This is a genomic window from Sphingobacterium siyangense (assembly GCF_007830445.1).
Lineage (GTDB): Bacteria > Bacteroidota > Bacteroidia > Sphingobacteriales > Sphingobacteriaceae > Sphingobacterium > Sphingobacterium siyangense.
On sequence record NZ_VLKR01000022.1, the window covers coordinates 81186 to 105434 of the forward strand.

The 24249-nt window shown below is 40.5% G+C and carries 26 protein-coding genes; 9 read left to right on the forward strand and 17 right to left on the reverse strand.

The window, feature by feature from the left end; all coding sequences use genetic code 11:
• Window positions 1-37: 37 nt before the first annotated feature.
• Entirely contained in the window at window positions 38-589 is a 552-nt protein-coding gene (locus tag IQ31_RS18590; RefSeq protein WP_376747311.1) for a polysaccharide deacetylase family protein, read from the forward strand.
• Here IQ31_RS18590 and IQ31_RS18595 read toward each other — a convergent pair.
• From IQ31_RS18595 to IQ31_RS18610, 4 genes are all read right to left on the reverse strand, one after another.
• A complete protein-coding gene (locus IQ31_RS18595; protein ID WP_145329137.1) occupies window positions 586-1383 on the reverse strand; it encodes a DUF4249 family protein in 798 nt (265 codons plus the stop codon). The two genes, IQ31_RS18590 and IQ31_RS18595, sit on opposite strands and share 4 nt — an antisense overlap.
• A 6-nt stretch (window positions 1384-1389) precedes the next feature.
• Window positions 1390-3714: a TonB-dependent receptor gene (locus tag IQ31_RS18600; RefSeq protein ID WP_145329139.1), complete on the reverse strand. Its 2325-nt coding sequence runs from the start codon at window positions 3712-3714 to the stop codon at window positions 1390-1392.
• Window positions 3715-3851: 137 nt separating this feature from the next.
• A complete protein-coding gene (locus IQ31_RS18605) occupies window positions 3852-4778 on the reverse strand; it encodes an alpha/beta hydrolase (protein WP_312352700.1) in 927 nt (308 codons plus the stop codon).
• A gap of 4 nt (window positions 4779-4782) precedes the next feature.
• Window positions 4783-5664, reverse strand: a complete 882-nt coding sequence (locus tag IQ31_RS18610) for a hypothetical protein (protein WP_145329141.1) — start codon at window positions 5662-5664, stop codon at window positions 4783-4785.
• A gap of 39 nt (window positions 5665-5703) precedes the next feature.
• On the opposite strand from IQ31_RS18610, the gene IQ31_RS18615 reads away from it, so the two are divergent.
• Window positions 5704-6597 carry a DUF4377 domain-containing protein gene (locus IQ31_RS18615; protein ID WP_145329142.1) on the forward strand — a complete coding sequence of 298 codons (894 nt, stop codon included), beginning with the start codon at window positions 5704-5706 and terminating at the stop codon, window positions 6595-6597.
• A 253-nt stretch (window positions 6598-6850) separates the two neighbouring features.
• Window positions 6851-7804, forward strand: a complete 954-nt coding sequence (locus tag IQ31_RS18620) for a glycoside hydrolase family 43 protein (protein ID WP_145329145.1) — start codon at window positions 6851-6853, stop codon at window positions 7802-7804.
• Window positions 7805-7885: 81 nt separating this feature from the next.
• Here IQ31_RS18620 and IQ31_RS18625 read toward each other — a convergent pair whose 3' ends face one another.
• Entirely contained in the window at window positions 7886-10105 is a 2220-nt protein-coding gene (locus IQ31_RS18625; RefSeq protein WP_120336013.1) for an NADP-dependent isocitrate dehydrogenase, read from the reverse strand.
• 273 nt (window positions 10106-10378) lie between these two features.
• On the opposite strand from IQ31_RS18625, the gene IQ31_RS18630 reads away from it, so the two are divergent.
• The 4 genes from IQ31_RS18630 (at window position 10379) to IQ31_RS18645 (ending at window position 14402) form a co-directional block, all read left to right on the forward strand.
• Complete coding sequence (locus IQ31_RS18630; RefSeq protein ID WP_145329147.1) at window positions 10379-11218, forward strand: aldo/keto reductase; 840 nt, start codon at window positions 10379-10381, stop codon at window positions 11216-11218.
• 175 nt (window positions 11219-11393) lie between these two features.
• A complete protein-coding gene (locus IQ31_RS18635; RefSeq protein WP_145329148.1) occupies window positions 11394-12242 on the forward strand; it encodes a helix-turn-helix domain-containing protein in 849 nt (282 codons plus the stop codon).
• 84 nt (window positions 12243-12326) lie between these two features.
• Window positions 12327-13667, forward strand: coding sequence for a TolC family protein (locus tag IQ31_RS18640; protein WP_145329150.1), 1341 nt, complete (start codon window positions 12327-12329; stop codon window positions 13665-13667).
• Between the two features lie 99 nt (window positions 13668-13766).
• The gene (locus IQ31_RS18645) at window positions 13767-14402 is read left to right on the forward strand and encodes an HdeD family acid-resistance protein (RefSeq protein ID WP_145329152.1); all 636 of its coding nucleotides are present in this window, start codon (window positions 13767-13769) and stop codon (window positions 14400-14402) included.
• 51 nt (window positions 14403-14453) lie between these two features.
• Here the strand turns inward: IQ31_RS18645 and IQ31_RS18650 are convergent, their stop codons facing one another.
• Complete coding sequence (locus IQ31_RS18650; protein WP_145329154.1) at window positions 14454-15095, reverse strand: peptidylprolyl isomerase; 642 nt, start codon at window positions 15093-15095, stop codon at window positions 14454-14456.
• A 219-nt stretch (window positions 15096-15314) separates the two neighbouring features.
• Between IQ31_RS18650 and mgrA the strand changes: the two genes are divergently transcribed.
• Window positions 15315-16346 (forward strand): L-glyceraldehyde 3-phosphate reductase, encoded by a 1032-nt coding sequence (gene mgrA / locus IQ31_RS18655; RefSeq protein WP_145329156.1) that lies wholly within the window; start codon window positions 15315-15317, stop codon window positions 16344-16346.
• Between the two features lie 101 nt (window positions 16347-16447).
• On the opposite strand, the gene IQ31_RS18660 is transcribed toward mgrA, so the two are convergent.
• From IQ31_RS18660 to IQ31_RS18705, 11 genes are all read right to left on the reverse strand, one after another.
• Window positions 16448-16975 (reverse strand): DUF1697 domain-containing protein, encoded by a 528-nt coding sequence (locus IQ31_RS18660; RefSeq protein WP_145329158.1) that lies wholly within the window; start codon window positions 16973-16975, stop codon window positions 16448-16450.
• A gap of 9 nt (window positions 16976-16984) precedes the next feature.
• Complete coding sequence (locus tag IQ31_RS18665) at window positions 16985-17287, reverse strand: MGMT family protein (protein WP_145329160.1); 303 nt, start codon at window positions 17285-17287, stop codon at window positions 16985-16987.
• Window positions 17288-17418: 131 nt separating this feature from the next.
• Window positions 17419-17913 (reverse strand): hypothetical protein, encoded by a 495-nt coding sequence (locus tag IQ31_RS18670; RefSeq protein ID WP_145329162.1) that lies wholly within the window; start codon window positions 17911-17913, stop codon window positions 17419-17421.
• 144 nt (window positions 17914-18057) lie between these two features.
• Window positions 18058-18405, reverse strand: a complete 348-nt coding sequence (locus IQ31_RS18675) for a hypothetical protein (RefSeq protein WP_145329164.1) — start codon at window positions 18403-18405, stop codon at window positions 18058-18060.
• A gap of 38 nt (window positions 18406-18443) precedes the next feature.
• Window positions 18444-19115 carry a hypothetical protein gene (locus IQ31_RS18680; RefSeq protein WP_145329166.1) on the reverse strand — a complete coding sequence of 224 codons (672 nt, stop codon included), beginning with the start codon at window positions 19113-19115 and terminating at the stop codon, window positions 18444-18446.
• A 60-nt stretch (window positions 19116-19175) separates the two neighbouring features.
• A complete protein-coding gene (locus IQ31_RS18685) occupies window positions 19176-19712 on the reverse strand; it encodes a hypothetical protein (protein WP_145329168.1) in 537 nt (178 codons plus the stop codon).
• Window positions 19713-19723: 11 nt separating this feature from the next.
• The gene (locus tag IQ31_RS18690; protein ID WP_158638915.1) at window positions 19724-20137 is read right to left on the reverse strand and encodes a DUF3592 domain-containing protein; all 414 of its coding nucleotides are present in this window, start codon (window positions 20135-20137) and stop codon (window positions 19724-19726) included.
• 148 nt (window positions 20138-20285) lie between these two features.
• The gene (locus IQ31_RS27370; RefSeq protein WP_158638916.1) at window positions 20286-20426 is read right to left on the reverse strand and encodes a hypothetical protein; all 141 of its coding nucleotides are present in this window, start codon (window positions 20424-20426) and stop codon (window positions 20286-20288) included.
• A gap of 17 nt (window positions 20427-20443) precedes the next feature.
• On the reverse strand, window positions 20444-20980 hold the full coding sequence (locus IQ31_RS18695) for a hypothetical protein (RefSeq protein WP_208734313.1): 537 nt from the start codon (window positions 20978-20980) through the stop codon (window positions 20444-20446).
• Between the two features lie 119 nt (window positions 20981-21099).
• Window positions 21100-21834, reverse strand: coding sequence for a DKNYY domain-containing protein (locus tag IQ31_RS18700; protein ID WP_145329174.1), 735 nt, complete (start codon window positions 21832-21834; stop codon window positions 21100-21102).
• Window positions 21835-21846: 12 nt separating this feature from the next.
• Window positions 21847-22188: a hypothetical protein gene (locus IQ31_RS18705; protein ID WP_145329176.1), complete on the reverse strand. Its 342-nt coding sequence runs from the start codon at window positions 22186-22188 to the stop codon at window positions 21847-21849.
• Between the two features lie 240 nt (window positions 22189-22428).
• Between IQ31_RS18705 and IQ31_RS18710 the strand changes: the two genes are divergently transcribed.
• Window positions 22429-24225 carry a helix-turn-helix transcriptional regulator gene (locus tag IQ31_RS18710; protein ID WP_145329178.1) on the forward strand — a complete coding sequence of 599 codons (1797 nt, stop codon included), beginning with the start codon at window positions 22429-22431 and terminating at the stop codon, window positions 24223-24225.
• Window positions 24226-24249: the final 24 nt, after the last annotated feature.

Genomic DNA, 24249 nt, shown 5'->3' on the forward strand with positions numbered 1-24249 from the left:
TTTCCTTAGATGGCTATATCCCAAATCAATATGGAATATGCCACGTCATGAAAAAAAAGTCTATCTTACTTTTGACGATGGTCCAATTCCTGAAATTACACCTTTTATACTCGATATCCTAAAAAAATATCAGGCAAAGGCAACATTTTTTTGTGTTGGTGAAAATATTAAAAAAAATCCACATTTGTTTCAACGAATTTTAGATGAAGGGCATCAGGTAGGCAACCATACCTACAACCACCTCAAAGGCTGGGAAACAAATGATGAGCAGTATTTGGCAAATGTTGCGAAATGCCAGGAACTGACCCAGACTGATCTTTTTCGTCCGCCTTATGCCCGAGCAACAAAATCCCAACTCCGTCAACTCTATAAAAAATACCGAGTGATCATGTGGGATATTATGTCGGGTGATTTTGATCCGAATTTAAGTCCCCAGAAATGCCTGGAAAACGTTCTGCCCAACATTAAAAATGGCTCTGTTATTATTTTTCATGATAATATCAAAGCCATTCCTCGTGTCGAATATGTTCTACCTAAAACAATAGAGTTTCTATTAAAAAATCACTATCAGCTTTCGAGAATAGATTAAGGTTTACTTCTAGTAAACGTCACCTCAGATTCGTAATATTTACCTACACTGACACTGAAATACCCCAGTGCATTGTTGCTTAAATTTGAAATCGGATTAGCTGGCGAAGCCGAACCAGGATTAATCATTTGAAAACTATTCCAGTAATTGTAGGCGCCTACATCGATACATTGACGTAGGATACGCACACGATCACCAACTTTCAAATCTCTATCGCGGTCGACAATATCATGCTGCACTTCTAAGCCATTGTTATACTTATCGTCAAAGACATCAATAAAACGTAATTTACCTCCATTGACCGACATTTTATACTTATAATAGTTGCCTTTTTCTGGTGGATCGATAAATACGAGGGTCGGATAGTAAATCGTGTCAGTAAAAATAATTCGCTCTGAAAGCCCTATGGAATCCACGTCCACATAGCTGGGAACCTTTGATACCCCTTGGATCTCCCTTCCATCAGCGGTCTTTACCTGCAACTGGTAAGTGACCTTCTCCTGTAACCGTAATGTCTTATTGGTATATAGCCCATCAGCCCCCGCTTGAAACGTATAAGTGCGATTATTTTGCATATTCTTAACGGTCACTTCCGCATCAGTTATCGGAGAAAATAGAGAGTCTTTAATGCTTACAACCTTCTGTATACTAACCTCATGTTGTTGATCCGAAACCATCAAATCTGCGGTAATAACCAATTGACCTGTATTTTCGGGCAGTTCCAAATCTATTTTATCCTCACAGCTCGCTAAAGTAAATAATGCAACAGCTATAACTCCTAATATCTTCTTCATTCTTTGCTAAAATTTAAAATTCCAAGTAATCGATGGGATCGTCCCAAATAATGCTATCCGATAAATCTCGGTGACATTGGATTGTCCTTCTTTTTCTCTAAAGTCGATCAAATAAGCATTTTTTCGATTATAGGCATTATATAGACCAAACGACAAGCTCGAGTAGCTATTCTTTGTTCGCTTAATATCATAAGTTGCTGCCAAATCCAGGCGGTGATAAGCAGGCATCCGCTGCCCATTTCTTTTATCGTAATAAAAGATTGTACGATCGTCAACAAAATATTTCCCCGCGGGCATCGTTACAGCGTCTCCTGTATAGTAGACGAAATTTGCGCTTAAATTCCACTTCGGATTTAACTGATACTGCGCTACGATAGCTATATTATGCGTTTTGTCCTGACGTGCGTTAAACCATTGACCATCATTAATTTGTTCGAATTGCCGCTCACTTTTGGACAACGTATAACTCAGCCAGCCGCTAAATCGCCCCAGTCTCTTTTTCAGAAACCATTCAATGCCGTAGGCTCTACCTTTTCCAAACAGCAATTCTCCTTCCAGCAATTCATTTGCCTGTAGATCGGCACCATTCCTATAGTCAATCTGGTTCTTTAAATCTCGGTAATAACCTTCAACAGAGAATTCATATCTGTTGGATGCAAAATTCCGAAAGTAACCCAGCGAATACTGATTAGATAGCTGGGGCTTAATCGTATTATTGCTCAGCACATATTGATCTGTAGGAAGACTACTGGTTGTATTGCTCAATTGATGCAGGTACTGAACATTTGTATTGAAAGAAGCCTTTACCGTCGTTAAATCATTGATAGCGTAGTTTAAGGAAATGCGAGGCTCCAGATAGAAGTACTTTTTACCCAACTTGCCATTTCCCACATAGGTAGAATCTACGGCCTCACCTGCAGGAGCGAAGGTATAAAATGTACCCGGCCCCAATGTTGCGTAAGCAGATGCCCTCAGTCCGTAATTTAATTTTAAACGATCGGTAATAGACCAGTCATCGGTTAGATAAGCAGCAACATCAGCACCCTTGCGATGTTGAATTTGCAATGAATTCACCTTCGAATCTTCTCCCGCTTCGATACTTGCCGGTCGGATTTCCTGCAAGGCTGCCTGCAATCCAAATTTTAGATTGTGACGGTCCGAAAGATTGTATTGAAAATCTTGTTTAAAATTATAATTAAAGATGTCTGAACGAATTTTAAAGTTGTTATCATCCTCAATCTTAACCTGATAATTGAATTTGCTAAAAATAAGCGTAGTATTGCTAAACAACCTATTGCTCCACACATGGTTCCAACGCATGGTTCCAGTCGCATTTCCCCAATTGAAATCAAACAGATCATGATAAGCCATCGCGTCCTTGCCGAAATATCCAGACAAGTAAAGTGTATTCTTATCATTGATGCGATAATTTAATTTTGCATTGAGGTCATAAAAAAAGAGCGCACTCTTCTTAATATTCTCATCACTTGAAAGCTTTAAGAAAAGATCGGCATAGGTACGTCTACCAGAGATCATAAATGAGCTCTTGCCTTTTTGAATTGGTCCTTCCAATTTAAGACGCGAAGCAATAAGACCCAAGCCACCTTCTACATTGAAATGCTGGTTGTTTCCATCCAAGGTGGTAATTTCCATGACCGATGATATTTTGCCTCCATATTGGGCTGGAACACCTCCCTTGTAGAAATTCACGTCTTTGATCGCATCGGAATTAAAGGTCGAGAAAAAACCGAACAAATGGGAACTGTTATAGACAGGAGCCTCATCCAGCAAAATCAGATTTTGGTCACCACCGCCGCCACGCACATAAAAATTGCTGCTTCCTTCCCCCCCACTGGTTACTCCAGGAAATAGCTGAATGGTCTTGAGAATATCCTTTTCTCCAAATAGTACAGGAACTTTTTCGATTTCCTTAGGGCTAAATTGTGTCAACCCAGGGGTTAGATCCTTTATTGATTTGCGCCTATTTCCAGTTACGGTAACCTCAGCGAGCTGATTTTCCTCAGGTACCAACTGAATAATATAAGTGGAGTCCTTGCCAAGATGGACAGAAAATGCTTTCGTTTGATAGCCTACAGATGATACTTCCATTCCTTTGCCGGCATCACGGACAGACAAACTAAAAAAGCCATATTTATTTGAAGCGGTGGATTTTTTCTCTGTATCGTTTCGTATGACGGCGCCAATGATATTCTCACCGCTGATACTGTCCCTAACAAACCCAGAAATAGATTTAGACTGTTGACTATACGCTTGCTGCGCGCAGAACAAAATGGAAGAAAAACAAAATACAACCTTTATAGGTTTAAACATAATCAAGTGAAGTCAAAAATTTTGCTGAAAATAATAAAAAAGCCTTACAATTTGTAAGGCTTAATAATAAGTTTATAATTTGTTAGTTAAGGTCTCTGTTTAACAAAAATAGCATTTTATTCATTTATGCCAAATATTTATCCATTTTTCTTTTCATTTTTCTTCGCTTGATCAAAATATCCCTTAAAAAAAGCCATTTGATAAACAATTGACCGAGACCAGTACTCCCAATTGTGTCCACCTTCACTTGTAACAAAGGTATGATTTATATTATGGTACATCAATTTATCGTGCAGTGCAACATTCACAGTATAGAAAAAATCTTCCTTACCGCAATCGATGATTAGGCGAAGTTTATTATTGATTAATTTGGGCACCATATTAATAACAACCCGATTATCCCATTCTTGCGGTACATCAGCGTAATTCCCAATGCGATCTTTAATTTCCCAGTTTAAGGGAAAAGGTCTAAAATCTACCCCACCAGCTGTACTTCCTGCAGCGCCATAGCTATCCTGATGTTTTATGGCTAGCGACAGCGCACCATGCCCACCCATACTTAATCCTGTAATTGCCCTTCCGCTCCGATCTTTGATCGTCGAATAATGCTGATCCATATAATCAATCAGCTCTTTGGACACAAAGGTTTCATATTGGTAGTTTTTATCATTCGCGACATCCCAATACCAGCTTCCAAAACCACCATCGGGACAAACGACCATATAACCATACTGATCCGCCAATGCGCTCACACTTGAATTTTTAACCCAATTGCTATAATTACCGGAATAACCATGCAACAGGTAAAGGACCGGATAACTGATTTTGTTCGAGTAATTTTGAGGAAGAATTACGACAGTCTTAATTGCTTTACCCATGGATGGGCTCTGAATGGACAGGGTGTCCACTTTAGCAGCAAAGGTGTTCGTGGGGGTACATAAAAATAAAACGAAGGCAATTAACATCAGTCTAATACCTCTCGGACAAAATAGGCAGTTTTTGATAGGTTCGGTTTGAGGAAAATTATGTTCCGAATAACTGAAAATAGGTCTAGTGTTTATCATAAATTTATTGATTTCTTTCAAAAAAATAAAGATAGGATTTTAAACCAAATGGACGCTCGCTAATTGTATAAAATCCATTTCCCTTGCTATCGAAAGCTATCGCTTCCCCTTGTGGCTCCACCTGATAAGGCAGAATAGCCGGCATTTGTTGGAGTACCTGTCTCCAGGATTCACTCAAGTTCCTCTGCCAATAGAAAATATGGGTAATATTCTTTACAAGCAACTGTGTACCCGTCGGATCTATAGCAGCAGCAGTAGCAAAAGTAAATGGCAGCTCCGCTACGCCATTTAAGGTAAAATACTGCTGTTTTGAATTTGTAAATACCGCCGCGGAATAAACAGTCGATCGAAATTCACGTTTAGATATTACATACAACATTTTGTCTATTGGATCAATCATAATCGATTCGGCATCTAAACGTTTCTGGCCCGGAAATTTAAGAAAGATCGCCCGAATTGACTTTTTCGGAATAAGCCCAGGATCATCAGCCTGAGGCTCAGGAAATACATACAGGCATGTCCAGGTTCTTTTCCCGGTATTGTTTCCGATATCCGCAAGGACGAGAAAATAGGTATCCCCAATTTTCACCCGATCGATATCCTCACAGTCGACGACAGATACCCCTTCGAGTGAAAATTTCTTCAGTAGTTTGGCCTGACGATCGATTAAATAGATAGTTGCACCATCACCACTATCATTATGCACCCAAAAATTGCCCTCCCGATAAGCCGGTGTGATACCCGACACCTCTTTCAGTTGTGGATCCGTCAATTCCCCAAGGGCAATTTGCGTTTTAAAATAATCCTTCCTATTTTGGCTGTAAACCTGCAGACTTAACAGAAAAAATACAAGTAGCAGGCACAGATTCACCCGTGCAATATTCATGTTTAAAGATACGTTTTTATTGATATTTACATTCTAATTATGAAGAAGCCTTCCACATACAGTTCATTACTCCTTTTTTTAACACTCTTACTCCCCTGTCAAAGCTTACTTGCCCAGAGCTCTTCATTTCGCGTAAAAGTAAAATCTGGTCTTCAGCAAACACCGCCGTATCTTGTCAAATACTACAACAGCAAAAATTGGGAGAAATTCTATGCCGAAATCTTGCAATTTGATTATGACCCAAAATTTGAATATGACATCAGGATCCTCAAACGTCAAAACGGTTCACATTCGACATATACCTTAGCCAAAACGATTACAAAATCACTATCGGAAAATACAGCGGTGGCCACATGGGAAGTTGGAGAAAACTACGTGAATGCCCAGAGCCTTGGCAAACTGAAATGTCTGCAGGTAAAATCTGACAAAAGGAATAAATGGGAGTACCTCACGTCAACAATTCAAGGATTCGATTACCAGGAGGGCTACCGTTACCGCATTCGCGTAAAACAAACGAAACAAAAAGATACAGACTCCGTCAGTTATAGTTTAATTGAAGTCCTATCGAGAGAACGTGCAAACGAACTGCCCAGTGTGGCTGCATTTCTTGCCCGTTTTAAGTGGAATCTGCTTCAGTTAAATGGAAAGGATGTTAGCTCTAGCAAAGCAAGTATCGGGTTCGATGCCAAAAATGGTACGATTGCCGGCACAACGGGATGCAACAATTTTTGGGGAAATTTTGCCATTAAAGACGATAAAATCAGCTTTCTGCACCTAGCAAGCACCATGCGCGCCTGCAATGGCGTAAATATCGAAAATGACTTTTTTCAAATTTTTGAACAAAAACAAATTCAGTTTGACATAGCCGAACAAACCTTAAATTTATATAACGACAGAAAACTAGTGATGATTTTTGGGTTAGAGCGAGAATAAAAAAACACCCAAAGTCTGGGAGACTTTGGGTATCTTAGCCATATTATTAACCTATTTTATGAAAAGTATTTATGTCATTTGGAAATGACATAAACAAATATGTGAAATAAATCGGAAACAATCGAAAGCATAATAAGATTTTAACAAAATTTTAACATTTCAAAAAACAATGAGACAAATGGGCATATAAATGATCCATTTAGGCATATCCCAATCAAATCTATCCCGTACCTTACAAGTTTAAACCGACATAATGATTAAAACATTTTTAACATCAACAACCTTACTTTTAACCGCGACACTTTTTGCCCAGAAGAATCCTGTTATCACGGGAAACTACGCTGATCCTGAAGGCATTATCTACGGCAATAAATACTGGATATTCCCGACCTATTCGGCGCCTTATGAAGAGCAGATATTCTTTGACGCGTTTTCATCTTCCGATTTGGCCACCTGGACAAAACATAGCCGTATCTTGGAGAACAGCAACGTTAAATGGGCAAAAAAAGCCATGTGGGCACCTGCGGTATTGGAAAATAAGGGCAAATATTATCTGTTTTTCGGAGCCAATGATGTGCATCAGGGCGAGATCGGAGGCATTGGGGTCGCTGTGGCCGACAAGCCAGAAGGCCCTTATACCGACCTATTGGGCAAACCCTTAATCAACGATATTATCAATGGCGCTCAGCCGATAGATCAGTTTGTTTTCAAAGATAAAGACGGCACTTTCTACATGTATTACGGCGGTTGGAAGCACTGCAATATGGTCAAACTAAAACCAGATTTCACAGGCTTGCTCCCTTTTGATGACGGGACCTTTTACAAGGAAATCACCCCTAAGGATTACGTCGAAGGACCATTTATGTTTATAAAAAATGGAAAATATTATTTCATGTGGTCGGAAGGTGGCTGGACAGGCCCCGACTACAAAGTCGCTTATGCCATCGCCGACTCGCCCTTTGGCCCTTTCGAGCGCATCGGGACAATATTGGAACGGGATCCTGAAGTCGCTGTTGGCGCCGGGCATCATTCAGTCATCAAAATACCCAACAAGGACAAATATTTTATTGTCTATCACCGTAGACCGCTTGGCAAAGATGGAGCCAATGAGCGGGTAACCTGCATCGAAGAAATGAAATTTGACAAAAATGGACATATCATACCTGTTAAGATGACCTTTACAGGTGTTAAACATCCATTAAAATAGCAGAATTACTTCTTTTTTGCAAACAACAAAAAAGCCCAGATCAATCGAACTGGGCTTCTTTGTTATGAAAGCAATTACCGCTTAAATGCTGGAAATTGCATTATTCAATGTTTCAGATGGACGCATTGCCTTAGCTGCCAATTCATCATTCGGGAAATAATAACCACCGATGTTTTGTGCATGCCCCTGAGCCGCGATCAATTCTTCATTGATTTTCGCTTCATTTTCTGTTAACACATTTGCAACGGTCGCAAATTTCTCAGCTAATTCAGCATCTTTTGTTTGCGCTGCCAAAGCCTGAGCCCAGTATAATGTCAAGTAGAAATGCGACCCACGGTTATCGATCTGACCAACTCTACGTGCCGGAGATTTGTCATTAGCCAAGAATTTCTCCGTTGCTTCATCCAATGTCTCCGCCAATACCAGCGCTTTTGGATTATTTTGTGTTTGAGACAAGTGTTCCAAAGAAGCACCAAGTGCCAAGAATTCACCTAATGAATCCCAACGCAAGTAACCTTCTTGAAGGAATTGTTCTACGTGTTTCGGAGCCGAACCACCAGCACCTGTTTCAAATAAACCACCACCATTCATCAATGGAACGATCGACAACATCTTAGCTGATGTACCCACTTCTAAGATCGGGAATAAATCCGTCAAATAATCACGTAATACGTTACCAGTCACGGAAATAGTATCTTCGCCTTTACGAATACGTTCCAAAGAGAATTTCGTCGCATCAATCGGAGATAAAATACGAATATCCAGACCAGTTGTATCAAAGTTTGGCAAGTATTTTTCTACTTTTTTGATGATTTCTCTATCATGTGCGCGGTTTTCATCCAACCAGAATACAGCTGGTGTCTCAGATAGACGGGCACGATTTACAGCCAATTTCACCCAGTCTTGAATCGGAGCATCTTTCGTTTGACACATACGGAAGATATCTCCTGTCTCTACTTTTTGCTCCATGAAAACATTTCCTTCCGCATCAACCACACGAATAACTCCGTTTCCTGCAGCTTGAAAAGTTTTATCATGGGATCCGTATTCCTCAGCTTTTTGCGCCATCAAACCTACGTTTGGCACAGAACCCATTGTTTTTGGATCTAAAGCACCATGCTCCTTACAGTCTTCAATTGTCGCTTCGTAAACACCAGCATAACAACGATCAGGAACCATCGCAATCGTATCTTCTTCTTGACCGTCTTTATTCCACATCTTACCACCGATACGGATCATTGCTGGCATAGAAGCGTCAATAATTACATCAGAAGGTACGTGGAAATTTGTAATACCTTTATCCGAATTTACCATCGCTAAAGCAGGACCATTTGCGATAGCAGCGTCGATAGCAGCTTTCACTTCAGCCTCTTTTGCATGACCTGCGATTTTAGCATAAACCTCGCCTAAACCGTTATTTTTATTGATACCCAACTCTTTGAACAAATCGCCATATTGCGCAAAAACATCTGCAAAATAAGTTTCAACAACAGCACCAAATATAATCGGATCAGAAACTTTCATCATTGTTGCCTTTAAATGTGCAGACAACAATACTCCTGCGGCTTTCGCTTCAGCGATAGCATCAGCTACAAAAGCTTTCAATGCAGTTAAGCTCAACGTTGAAGAATCAATAACTTCACCCGCTTTCAATGCAGAAAGTCCTTTTAATTCTGTCACTGCACCTTGCTCATCAACAAACTCAATTTTGAATTGGCCTTCATTTTCAACGGTTACCGACTGTTCTGAACCGTAGAAATCACCTGAAGTCATGGATGACACCTTTGTTTTGGAATCTTTCGCCCAAGCACCCATTTTATGTGGATTTGCTTTTGCATAATTCTTAACCGCTTTAGGTGCACGGCGATCTGAGTTTCCTTCACGCAATACAGGATTTACAGCAGAACCCAATACCTTTGCATACTTAGCTTTGGCTGATTTTTCTTCATCTGTGGTCGCTTCATCAGGATAGTTCGGAACAGCGTATCCTGCTTGCTGTAATTCAGCGATAGCACCTTTTAACTGCGGAATTGACGCGGAGATATTCGGTAATTTAATGATGTTTGCTTCAGGAGTTGTTGCCAACTGTCCCAACTCAGCCAATGCATCAGCAATTTTTTGATCTTCTTTTAAAAATTCTGGAAAGCTAGCAAGAATACGACCTGCTAAAGAGATATCTCTCAATTCAACATCGATACCAGCTGTAGCTGTAATCGCTTGAACGATAGGCAAAAACGAATAAGTCGCTAATAAAGGAGCTTCATCTGTTTTTGTCCAAACAATTTTTGATTTGTTTGACATAGTAATCTATTAGAAATATGTTTAATTTTTAATGCTATATGAAATCATTGAAAAATCTGAATTTCTCAAAAATTCGCCTAAAGATAAGAATTAATGCCATAATTAACGAGGAATTGCCCCCCTTTTGACAATAAAATTGTGAAAATAAATATATTTTGGCAATACAGAATAAGTCGCTTCAGCTCCGCCCAAAAGTATCCCTCTTGACATTTCAGTGACCGGATACTACAGGCGAAATCCTATTTTAGCTCAAATTAAAAAACGCAACTGACAATGAAAACATTCAAATTGAACAATGGAGTTGAAATTCCGGCAATTGGATTTGGAACTTGGCAAATTCCCGAGGGCGAAGAAGCTTATCAGGCAGTTAAAGAAGCTCTTGCCGCTGGATACACACATATTGACACTGCAGCTATATATGGAAACGAAAAGAGTGTTGGAAAGGCTATAAAAGACAGTGGTATAGATCGTAATTCACTGTTTATTACAACAAAACTCTGGAATACCGAACGTGGATACGATAAGACAATTGCTGCATTTGAAAAATCACTCAGCGATCTACAATTGGACTATCTCGATCTTTACCTGATTCACTGGCCAGCCAATGAAACACAATTTGCAAACTGGGCAGACATCAATGCGGACACCTGGCGAGCTTTTGAGCATCTGTTTCAACAGGGAAAAATAAAAGCGATCGGTGTGAGTAATTTCCCAAAAGACTACCTCGCCAAATTATTGGAGTCAGCGACAATCGTACCTGCCGTGAACCAAATTGAATTTCATCCGGGGTATCTTCAGAAAGATACCGTGGCGCTCTCCCAATCCAATGACATCCTTGTTCAGGCTTGGTCACCCCTGGGTTCGGGCAGAATATTACAGGATGAAACACTCGTTGCTTTGGCTAAGGAAAAGAATACTAGTGTTGGACAACTCTGTATCAAATTTGCTTTATCTCAGGGTATCTTGCCGCTGCCAAAATCAACCAATCCCGATAATATTAAAAGAAATTTAGTGATCGACGATTTTGAGCTGACAGCAAGCGATATCAAAACTATACTCGATTTACCTGAAATGGGGTTTTCCGGATCGGACCCTAAAAAAGTCGCTTTTTAAAGGTGATAATATAGGATTGATGGAGTCGCTCTTGGGCTGCTCCTCCAATCTTATATTGTTGAGCTTCCAGTACCAAAGAAACTGATTGTCCCTTTTTCCTAAACAGGATATAACAATTTTTTGCTATTATAGCGGTAAAGTTGCCTACACTATTCCTTACTTTTTTATTATAAAAATGAATGAAATAGAACTTATAGATCAATCGGAACTTCCTGCGAAGGGAGAAGACTACTACTATCACCCCTTATGGACGACTTGTATACTGCTGTATAGAGGCTCTATCCAGGTCAATAGCAATGGTACGCTTACCGATCTCCAAGCTGGCAGTATCCTCTTTATCGGATACAATAAGTACTACAGCTTTACAACAATTAGTACCGATGCTATATTTAAAATCCTTCATTATGACCGGAATTTTTCTAACCGAATACGCTTGTCGATCAGTCGATATGATGCGTATCGGTTAATCAATGCCAATCATTCCACACCTTTTACTCCCGCCCCCAACGATTTTGAAGCTATCTGGACATTGTTATGCACTTTGCATAGCAATCGTAAAAAACCGATCGACCCGAAGAAGGATTTTCTCCAAAAAGCCAACATCAATATTTTTATGGCTATTATCTACCTTTTGGCCGATGTGATCTATACTGCTGGTGAAAGCTCCGGAAAGGCACGCAACAAGAGAAAGGAAGAAATTACCGTACATTTTTTACAGCTTATAGCTGATCACTACAAAGCGCAGCGCGATCTCGCATTCTACGCCGACCGCCTCCACATTTCCATCAAATACCTGTCGATCAGCGTCAAGGAGATTACACAAGAATCGCCCTCGGAAATTATCAGTAACTGGCTAGTCACAGAAGCTAGAGCGCAGCTCACCATTTCTACCAAAACAATCAACCAGATCTCACAAGAGTTTAATTTTTCAGATCAATATGCTTTTAGCAAGTTTTTCAAAAAACATGTCGGCATAACACCTAAGCTATTTCGTGAACAACAGGCAAATCTTGTTACCAATTGAACATCATAAAGCAGTAATCAAACATTTCTTTTCACCCCAGGGCATACTAACTTTGTAGCACATATATAGACAAAGTTAAATACCATGAATACAAAGTCAAGAGCCCGAAAAATAGGTTTTTACTTGACGTTATGCTTCTTTACATTCTTTTGCAATCAAACATACGGTCAAGACAGCATAAACAGCCGAAAAATAACAATTGAAACGCTGTTTGAACTTGCCATCCATCATCACCCGAATCTTATTGTTTCGGCATCCGCCGTAAGTATCGCCAAACAAAAAACAGAAGTTGCAAAATTAAGAAGGCTTCCCGAAATCAGCGCTTCGGCATCGGCCTTTTACCTCGGCAATGCTACCTTGATCGACAAAGACCTCTCGGGGTCGGAAAAGGTACCTCTACCCCATTTCGGCAATAATTATGCTTTGGAGGCGAAAGAACTTATCTGGAAAGGAGGTGTGGTAAAAAATAGTATCAAAGCATCCTCTCTTGGCGAAGAACTGGCTGAATTAGATCATAAGAATGAAGAACAGAACATTAAAATTTTGGTTTTAGGGTACTACCTTGATCTATTCAAACTTAAAAATCAAGAAGCTGTCTATAATCAAAATATTGAGCTTGCCCACAAAAGGTTAGACCTGACGGAAAAATTATATAAACAGGGCATGATCACCAAAAATGATGTCATCCGAAACCAATTGCAAATATCTGAATTGGAACTAGCGAAAGAGGTCATTCAAAACAATCGGAAAATCCTGAATGACGAGCTTATCGTCGCGTTAGGACTACAGGAGGGCACAGTAATTGAGCCGGATGATAAATTATTAGATAGCAGGTTTCAGCTGGCAGACCTCGCGAGCTTGAAACAAGATGCTTATGTGTTCAGCCCGGGCCTTCAACTTGCGGCCAAAGAGACCGAGCTTCTGCAGACAGAAAAGGCGATTACAAAATCGGAACGATCCCCTGCCCTTAGCGTATTCGCGGGAAACAGTCTTGTGAAACCCATCACCAATGTGATGCCGGTGATCGACAAATACATGAATACCTGGAATACGGGTATCTCGCTAAGCTATACGATTTCCTCAGTCTACACCACTGGAAAAAAGCTTAAGCTAAATGATCTACAAATTGAAAAAAACGAGAAATACGCAAGCGCCCTGAAACAAAAAACCAGCGTAGCTGTTAATACTGCATACATTAAATACAATGAGGCCTACTCACAACGCAAGACTTTGGAGTACAATAAAGCGCTTGCAGATGAGAACTATCGTATTATTGAGAAAAAGTATTTGAACCAATTGGCGTTGATCGTCGATATCATGGATGCATCAAACTCAAAACTTGAAGCGGAATTGAAATACACAAATGCTGAAATCAATATCGTGTATGCATATTACAAACTTTTAAAAGAGACTGGAAAGATCTAGTATATTTTCCTTTTGCCTAATTTAATCAGTTTTATATATGTAAGGCCTCGTTAAGAAATTAATGGGGCTTTTTTATCTGCAATATTTTAACTCATTATTATGGCAAATTCATTTTTTAAAACGATCCGGACATCCATCAAGCATTGGTATATCCCATTGATTATCGGTATTCTATTAATTCTTTTGGGTTTCTATACCATTTCCACACCTGTTGCTGCATTTCTCACATTAGCGATTCTATTTTCATGGTCATTTATTATTTCTGGTATTTTGGAAATCATATTTGCCGTGCAGAATAAAGATGAAGTGGATGGTTGGGGCTGGTACCTCACCGGGGGCATCCTCTATACCCTATTCGGCATATTGCTGATTGCCAATCCGCTGTTATCAGCAAGCACCTTGGCATTTATCGTGGGTTTTTATGCACTTTTTAAATCCTTCCAACTGCTGTCCTTTTCCTTTGATCTCAAAAATTACGGTAATAAATCTTGGGGATGGAATTTGTTATTTGCCATTTTAGGTATTATTTTCAGCTTTATCTTGCTTTGGAATCCATTATTTGCCGGTTTCTCACTGGTGATCTGGACAGGAATGGCTATTAGTACGGTTGGTTTCGCAGCCTGTGTATTTGCATTTCAGCTGAAAAGTCTCAAAGATATCCCGAAAAAGCTACCAGACGAGTGGAAAGAACGTTATCAGAAGCTTAAAGAAGAATTTGATCAACATCGTAAATAGAAAAAGGGCAATTAAGCCCTTTTTTTATCAATATTAATTCGGTGGTCAAGATTATTTACTTATTTCAACAATCTTAAAAGGCACTTTATGAAGTGGATAATCTTGCTTATCTGTTTTTACACGACTTATTTTCATGATCACATCAAAGCCTTCATAAATTTCACCAAAAACGGTAAAATCATGATCGAGTCTTGGCTGTCCTCCGCGAGCTAAGTACTCCTTACGTTGTGCTGCAGTATATTTTATGCCTTTCTTTAATTCCAGACTATCAAGCTCAGCTGCCGTGATTTTCTTTCCAACCACGAAATAGATCTGATTCAAAAAAGATGCCTTCGCGGGATTTCCATCCCGTCCTGCCCCCAGAGCACCCATTTTATGAAAAGCCCGGTCATCGAACTCTGCTGCCAATCGTGGTTTTTTATGAAGGGGATCTGCTGCCTCACGTTTTTCAATATCAATATCATGCTCTCCGCCCTGCACAACAAAATTTTCAATAATGCGATTAAACAATGCTCCCTGATACACAGTATCCCGAATGGATCGCAACATCAAATCGCGATGATTGGGCGTATAGTCATAAAGTACAACTTTAAAATCGCCAAAATCAGTCTTGAAAAGCAGATGTTTTGATTGTGCATAACAATTCCCCAATACAATAAAAAGAAAGCATAGGATGGTCAGAATTTTCCTCATAGTACGAATTAATCAGTTTCTTAGATTTCATATAAAAATACATTAAATTTCGATTTATAAAAGACATTCCCCTGCAGTTTTCCAAATGCGCTTGAAGGACATCTGCATAAGATCCTTTCGAAAGTTGCCCTTCACTAAAAAATTACATATAAAGTATCTAGTTAAAACTTGCAAATAAGCATAAATTTATCTTAGTTTGGATTAAAACTATTCAAGACTATGCAGTATACAGCAAATCCAGACCGATATCAAGATATGATCTATAATCGTTGTGGTCAATCCGGTCTTCTATTGCCTGCCATCTCATTGGGAATGTGGCATAATTTCGGTGACGACACGCCCCATCAAACCAAAGTTGATATTTGCACAACCGCGTTTGACTTGGGAATTACCCATTTTGACCTCGCAAACAATTACGGCCCTCCTGCTGGGAGCGCCGAAAAGGCCTTCGGACAAATATTAAAAGAACAATTTTACGGTTCACGCGACGAAATGATTATTTCATCAAAAGCAGGATATCACATGTGGAATGGGCCTTATGGAGAATGGGGAAGCCGTAAATATCTGATATCAAGCTGCGAGCAATCACTCAAGCGCCTGGGTATCGATTACGTCGATATTTTCTATTCACATCGTTTCGACCCCAATACCCCCTTAGAGGAGACCATGTTGGCACTGGATCAGCTAGTCCGCAGCGGAAAAGCACTTTATGTCGGTATTTCATCCTATAACTCGCAACGCACAAAAGAGGCCTATGCGATCCTGAAATCATTGGGTACACCTTTTATTATTCATCAGCCCAGCTATTCCATGTTAAACAGATGGGTGGAAACCGATGGCTTGCTTGACACCTTGGATGAGATAGGCATTGGTTCTATCGTATTCTCTCCCCTGGCACAGGGCATGCTCACCGATAAATATTTACAACATATCCCGGAGAATAGTCGCGCTTCGCAGTCCAAATCACTTCAGACAAAATTTCTGAACGAAGAAAATCAAAAGAATATCCAGGCTTTACATGCAATTGCACAGCGTAGAGGACAGTCGCTCGCACAGATGGCGATTGCCTGGGTATTACGTAAGAAGCAGGTTACATCGGCGCTCATTGGTGCATCAAGACCACAACAGGTTGTTGATTGCGTTGGTGCACTGAAAAATCTGTCGTTTAGTCCGGAGGAAATTCACGAAATTGATCTTTATGCAAAAGATGGGCATATTAATATCTGGGCTAAATCGGCTGAGATCGATTAAGATTAATGGCACAGAAGTTTTCATCCGGAGAACCGCTTTGCGCCCGGTTGAATTCCATAAAACAAAAAAGAGCCCGGCACTATCCGGGCTCTTTCCGTTGATTAACCCATTTTTTTCACTATCTTTTCAAAGGTGTTGATATTCCGGCTTGTCATCTTATCTTTAAGATTCTTTTTCCCTAGCACCTTTCCAAAGCTGGAGTCCAAAGTATTTCCCTTAGGCACACGCCAATAAAAGACTGTATTGACAATTTCAGCCTTCTCCCCTAGCACCTGCGTCGAATTGCTGAATTCATCCATCAGTATTGTTTCGACACCTTTTGTCCCTACAAAAGCATATACATGGAAGTCCGTATGCGTTTCGAACGGAATGTTTGCCTGCAGCAATTCCACCTCTTCCTGCGACCGGATGAATAAAAAAGCTTCATAAGAAAAATATGCCGACATGGACTCCTCCAATAGCCGCTTGAGCGGGTCGGCCGCTTTGTCCGACGAAAAAACAATATTTCCAGAAGCCAGTACCGAAGTGACATCAGTTAGACCGGCGTCCTTAAAAACTTGACAGACATCTACCATCTTCATATTGGTTCCCTTCACATTGACGCCACGTAGAAAAGCACAGTATTTCATGTTATTAAATTAATCGATTAATTCCTCCATCGGATTCCAAAACAACTTTCTAAAATCCTTGATCCGTAAATTATTCACAACAAGTCCTTCAGCTTCAAGCCGTTCTTGAAACCCAGGCACAGCAAGTATACCGCTACTTGATATAACACGATGAGCAGGAACATCTTTCGGGCATCCGCCCATCGCTTTCCCGACGTGCCTTGAGTGGTTAGGAAAACCCAAAGCTTTTGCTATGGCTCCATAAGTCGTTACTCGACCTTTGGGAATCAGCTTTGCAACCTCATATACTTGTTGTTTGAATTGCTCATCCATTTCGGTTCACATTTTAATAGCTCGATATATTTACATCAAAGAGTGCCATTCCTTTGCTATTCTCATAGCAAAAAGAGAAGAGCAACCTAAGTTACGAAAAGCTCTTGTAAGCGATACAGTCTTTAATTGATTCACTTGTCTAATTTTTTGTTTCCATATGATTTTGGGGGGAACGATTCCTCCAATTGTCTATATACGCGATTCCAGCTAGGGCTATCGTAAGCATTCAGTTTTACATATTGCCCCTTTTTTGTTGCAATGCTTATTTTTATATCTATTCCGTCGTATGGCTGACGCGACTCCTCCTCTTTAGCGGCAATAAATTTTTCCAAATCAATTTTATCCAATAGGAAGTTCCATTTGTCTTCCGTATTGCCATATGATTTTAGGGTACTCTGGGCTGTATCAATTGCAGAAAACAGACAATAAACACTATCTCTTGTTATCTTAATCGTATAACCTTTTGAAGGTGTTGCTGTAAATCCGCCAACCGTAGAAAATGACACTGCTGTAATCTCATTTTTAGTATTTTCTACCGTCACCCGATGTGAGTTATGGGTACAGCTTTCCCATAAGAATAGCTGTCCAACCAAAAGTGAGAACTTTAGGATCAATTTTCCGCCCATATCTTGTTCCTTTAGACGCTGATAAGTAAATAATCAAACAAAAAAAAGCGTTGTCTGTTGTCAACAGACAACGCTTTTTACTATTTTCCTAATTTACAAAAGTTATTAAGATTTCGTGACCCCAATCTCCATATTCCTTCGGTATCAAACCAATCCCTCGAAATACGATCTTTTCGTCCCCTCTCCAATAAACAAAGCCGCGACATATACATCATTTCCAGCAACTGCAATTGCCAATGCTTGAGTAAAAGTTTCCCCTTTTGCCAATATAACCATTTGTCCATTCTTCCAGTAGACAGCCATGGGTTCATTTGTATTTGGGTCAATACTCACTCCCGCTACATAGACATCATTACCAGCTACAAAGATAGAACCTGTTAACCAAGTTGCATGAATCCCAGAGCCAGTTGCTAAAATAACTTCTTGTCTATTTTTCCAGTATATTGCCCTTGACCTATCTCTTAAACTAAAATTGAATATTACTGAACTCATATTCAGCTATCTAGATAGGAGTGAAATTATTTCTAACATTAGTTCTTATCCGTAAAATAAATTTCCAGGCCCCGATCTGCAGATCTTAGATTGATTAGATATCCAGCCTGCTCTGTTATCTTAACTGGAGTTCCTTCCGCCTCAAAAGTACTGTTGTCCAATTGTTCTTTGGGCTTGCTGGTTTTGCTCATGATCGTGGATTTAGCAATATAATAGGTATCGCCGTCCACTTTGAGGACCTTGAACCAACCGAATCCCAAGCGGTCGCCAGGTCCCGGACGCGCTTCGAAATGGCCAAAATATACATCACCCACAGCAGGCTTTTGTTCCATGGCGATTGTTTCCGCCGACTTTGGCAACGGCGGCTTCATTCCGTCGTAAATGATCATTCCAAATACGGCGACAATGAGCAGCGTGGCTATCCAGCCCAGAATGGTCATCTTGAACACAAAGGGTGGCCTTGGTACTTCTTTGCTCTTTGTCTGGTAGAAAGCCTTCATTTCAGCTGTCCATAGTCGCCTTGAGATCACCTTTCCTGTACTCAGATCCTTAAATTCGCCAGTCGCTTTTTTAGAATTTACTGTACAAACGGCCATGTGCATTTTAGTTCGTAAAAACACCAAAACCATAGCCTGTTCTGCTGTCTGAGGATTTTGCAAATGGCCGGCTGCAAAACGCGTTGCTTCATATTGTTGGAGTAGAAAAAACATATCTAAAAGATTATGGGTATTTTATGTTGTTATTTGTTGACACAATTTCCAGGAAGGACGTTAATCACTTTGTTTATTATAGCGATTATCGGCTACGACTTGTAAATAGCTATCTATATCCTTTAGGATCTCGGGGGCGATCTGCGCACATTCCCTAACCGGCTGAAGTAATGCCTGTCCATGCTGAATTTGGACAAAAGCCATCACGGATTCACCACCCCACATCCAATTATAAATAAGAGCCAGTCCGACTTCGGAAAATTTGGCCAGTTGCTTTATAAAAGCCAGCATAGGCAGGATTTCATGATAGTTTTCACTAAAATTGAGTGCTATGAAAGTCCAGCATTGTTTGTCCTCGTCATAATGTTCCGCTGCTGCGCAAAAGCGGTCACAGAGCAGTTCATCAACAACCTCACGGTTGTACTGTTTCGAATAGGTAGGGATAGCTTCCAATGCTGTTTTACTATACATTTCGCGACTGCCCCACCACTCTCGCCAATTTTCGTCCAAGTCTTCGGGGCTTGGTTTTGCCGAAAAGAACCCTGCTAAATTTTTCCTTTCGATTTGAATCTGAATATAAAGTGTATCTAGTTCCATAAGATTGCACGTTAAATAATTCCTGCTTTGAATAGAAAATAACCGATGCTGATCAAGACCATCGGCAAAGCTATGGCCAATAAGATATTGCTGGCCAAATACACTCCCCAATAGGAGCGGATGCGTATATCGTTATTATTGTTCGGATCATAGATCAGATTTATTTTTTCGCCTACAGCATAAGCCGGTGGATTAGCCATTGCTGAAGGTGAAAAACTTCTGACGCTGCCATCTATGCTATATTCCATCAGGGGCGTATACATGATACCACCCTCACTGCCCCGAGAAGGAATATTTTCGACGACTGTCGCCAGTACGAGCGAACCATTGCTCATAAGTCTCCTTGCGCGGCTAAAAGAGACTATGCCTAACATAAGGAGTGCCAATCCAATAAAGAGCAGTATCATATGTATTGTTGTTGCCATTTTCATGTTTTGGGGTTGAAGTTAAAAAAATAGAGAGATTAGTTACATTTTTTCGTGACCATGTAGTTTTAATTCAATAGGAATCAGACAGTTATGACTATTCATAGATGCAATAAATGTTCTTTTAGGCTTCATGATGATTTTTCCGTTAATCACCCGGACAGTATCTATTAGAAAATAAATTGCTCGGCAGAAAAAGCGTACCCAATTGTTTCGGAAGACCATTTCCGTTACCATTTTGAATGTCGCTTTCATAAATCCGTATATCTTTTATTGCCCTGTACTTCATCACATTTTAATTTTAAGTTACCACCACCGTGCCTCTGGCAGCGCATAAAATACTGTATCTGCCTTTGGCTGCCAGGGAGCCTGATGAAAGTGCCAGCTCGCGTCCACCTTATCCATAAATTTTGCAATATCCATAGTCCCCCACTGATAGGCCGTTCCGTAGCTTTTGCCCCCATAGCGGACCTTCCCAAAAACAAAGGGGGTCGAACTGCCCGAGACACCCCCTGTAAACTGGACGGCTTTTTCAATATGAAAGCTGATGCCGGCCGGAAACTTTTCCACCAGTGTATAGTCGCCCAGCCGGATGCGTTCTTCAATATAAGGCCAGTCGGGATGCAAGCTATCAAATAAAAGATATGGATAACCGTTTTGTGCATATAGCTTCACCCTTTCACTGATCAGAATTGTCTCCTTATCCAGTGTCACTGTTTTTCCCACCCACTGCTTAAACGGTGGATATTGGCTCACACCTGTAGACTTCGTTTTGATGGTCGCGTACAGAAAAAATCCGAAGCCCAACATGGCTACAATTCCTATCGTGATGATTATTCCCATTATTTTCTTTACAGACATATTTTAATTGATTTGTTTGCATTGACCAATTCACCATTTCCGCTCCTTTTTTTAACACTTCCTTCAACATCTTTCAGTAAAGAGCTACTGATAACGACCATTTACTGCCGAGCTCTTTTTCCATACAGATAGCGGTATTCTCCATCAAACGCATAGCCCAGTTCGTCTCGCACTTCAAAACCGAATTGCTGTACATTTTTTGTTTTGATGGTTTTAATGGATTTTGCGATGCTGTCTATATAAAATGCCCAGCGTCTGTCCGTCGCGTAAAAGGTATGATCACATTCCCGGTAATAGCTTCCGCCCACGCATTCCGCTAGAATACTAAAACTTTCCGCATCCGCATCAGGTACGATTTCATCGCGAAAATAGACATGCTTACTATCTTTCGCCACATTTCCGATACGCTCTCCGTGGAGCACTTCAAAAGACGTTGCATCGGCATCCTCAACATGTTTAAAATACGCACAGTAGACCGAATCGCCTACTAGCTGATAGATCCCTGGGAGCTCCCTGAAATCAGCAAGGCGATAGGCAAGCTTCTGCTCAAAAACATAATCGTGGCCTCCCGAGGTTGCCATGCCTTTTTCAAAATCAAGGATCTGAAAATCCACAGGATCAGCATCAGGCAGAATACAGAATCTATTTCTATAACTTTCCAGGTAAACATGATTGTTATCCTTAAAGTAATGGAAAGTAGAACCGTTACTTTGGATGATTTCAAAGCTTTGAAAATCAATGTCAGCATAAAACTTTCGGTACACTTCGCTGTCGAAATGCAAGATAAAGCTGTCATCGATTACCACAAAACCATTCCCTAAATCCTTCCTACTCATGATTAATTTGTTTTAGTCCGTATTGCTTTCCCTATCTAGAAATGGAAATTGCTTGTCAAATAATTCACCGACCAAGGGTAAAGGCTTTTTCACATCATTGGCCGCATTGATTATACCGATGACCATCACGATAAAAAACAATATGCCTGCATAAGCTAATATCCCTGCAAGCGACGCGAAAAAGAAGCCAACGATGTTGACGATCACGCCAAACAGAAAAGAAAAAAGGAGAAGCCCCAAGCCCTGCTTGAGGTGATAGCTACTGAAATCATTTCGCTGCGATTTTCCGCCGAAATAAGCGACTAGCCATAAGATACCGATATAACTAAGAATAGATTGTACTCTGGGACTCATGATGTTATATTTTTTTGTTTAAGCAAATATGTCAGAATCTGATTCAAAAACCTTTCCTAAGGTGCCGACAAAACATCTACTAACAAAAAAAACAGTATATACAAAACATCTACAAATTCGCCAAAACACTGAAAAACAGCATGTTTAAAAAAATAAGATTAGAGCCCGAATAAAAATCATTACAGATTTAAATATTAAATTTGGTACACTGCACGTTTGTTGTATATAAATAATATGTATTTGAAAAACTTCCCTCTACTGATCTTGATCCTGTCGATAGCTTGCTGCGCAAAAGCGCAGCTAACCCCAGCTGTGCAGCAGACTTTAGGGAAATTGGAAAACCTCCGGATCAACAATCGGGCAAAGGAAGCCTTGGCACTCCTCGAAAAAGCAATCGAAAACAAGAAAAATACGGCTGATGAAATGGTCTATTTCTACGCACAGCAAAGCCTGATCTACGGTACACTCGACAGCCTGTTACTGAGTAAGAGTAGTCTGGACAATAGCGAGAAATTCGCCCAGCAAGCCAGCACAAACGAAGCCAAAGCCATGGCTTACCGTGCCGAGGCCGCACTGAACCGGCAACTGGGTTTACCCGATGAGGTCGTAACAAGTGCCCTCAAAGGATTACGGTTACTGGAAAAAAGCGAAAAAGACCCACAAAATCAATATGCCCTGAATTACCTGCTATATGGTGTATACAGCCGCTGGAACGAAGATGAAAAAATGAACTTTTACATTCGCCAATGTGAACATTATGCGCGAAAAGCCAAAAATAACAATTCGCTTGTAAATGTCTATAATGGGCTCTCGAGCATGTTTCAGGCCCGCTATGAAAAGCAGCCGCAGAGATCCCTACTCGACAGTAGCTTCCACTACCTCCAAAAATCATTCGGCCGCTATCAGCAAGCTCGCAGCGACATCAGTCCGAATAGTTTTGTGATCACCTGCATCAATCTGGCCAATTTTTACTTTGAGTTTTCAAAGGCATCGCTGCACGAAAGAAAAAAACAGGCATTCCACTATTTGGCTCTGGCAGAAACTGAGCTAAAAAAGAATAACGCCGCAGCAGATTATTGGGTCAATGTCTATGGGATCAAGAGTGATTTTGCTTTACTAGAAAATAATCTGCCACTTGCAGAGCAGTATTTACTGCAGTCAATCAGTCAGATTAAACAGGACGGAAATACCTTTTACAAATCTGAATATACCGTATTTAAGCACCTTGCCGAGATTGCTACCAAAAAGAATGACCTGAAAACGGCACTCAACTATCAGCAGACAGCGGAGCAGCTGCTGAAAAAGACCTTTGATCAACAGCAGTTATTTAATGTACAGAAGTTGGCGGTGCAGTATGAGACCGAAAAGAAAAACCAACAATTACTTTTGCTCAGCCAGAAAGCCGAATTTCGTAAAAAACAAAATTATCTTTACGGTGGGCTTGCTCTGGCGATGCTGCTCGGTCTGGGTTTTATGTTCCGCTCCTATCACTTTAGGCTGCGCTATTCCATCGAACGTGAGCGGAAACTTCAGTTGGAAAAGCAAGATGGCGAAAAACGGGCTGCAATACAGCTCCAGCTGGAAAAGGAAGAACAGGCACGTCTACGCGCCGAGCAGGAACTACTGGAACTCAAGCGCAAGCAGCTTGAAAAAGAAGCGCTGGCAAGCTCCTTGATGATCGAACATAAAAATGATATGTTGCAGCAGATCAAAACGCAGTTGAATGATGGCGATGCTGCTCCTATAAAAAAACTCCTAAAAGAAGAAATGCTGATCAGTGCCGATTTTCAGGATGTTATCAATCAGATCCAACTGCTACATCCCGATTTTTTCAGTCAGCTTTCAGCCAGAGCCGTCAAGAAACTTACCCCACTTGATTTAAAATACTGCGCTTACATTCACCTTCAGATGAGCACCAACCAGATTGCGCAAGCGATGCATGTGGAGGCCCAGAGCGTCCGAATGTTTAAGTACCGCTTGAAACAGAAGTTCGGTCTGGATAAGGATACCGATCTGGAAGAATTTTTGAGAGAATAGCAGATTATTTTTTGAACCGGATTT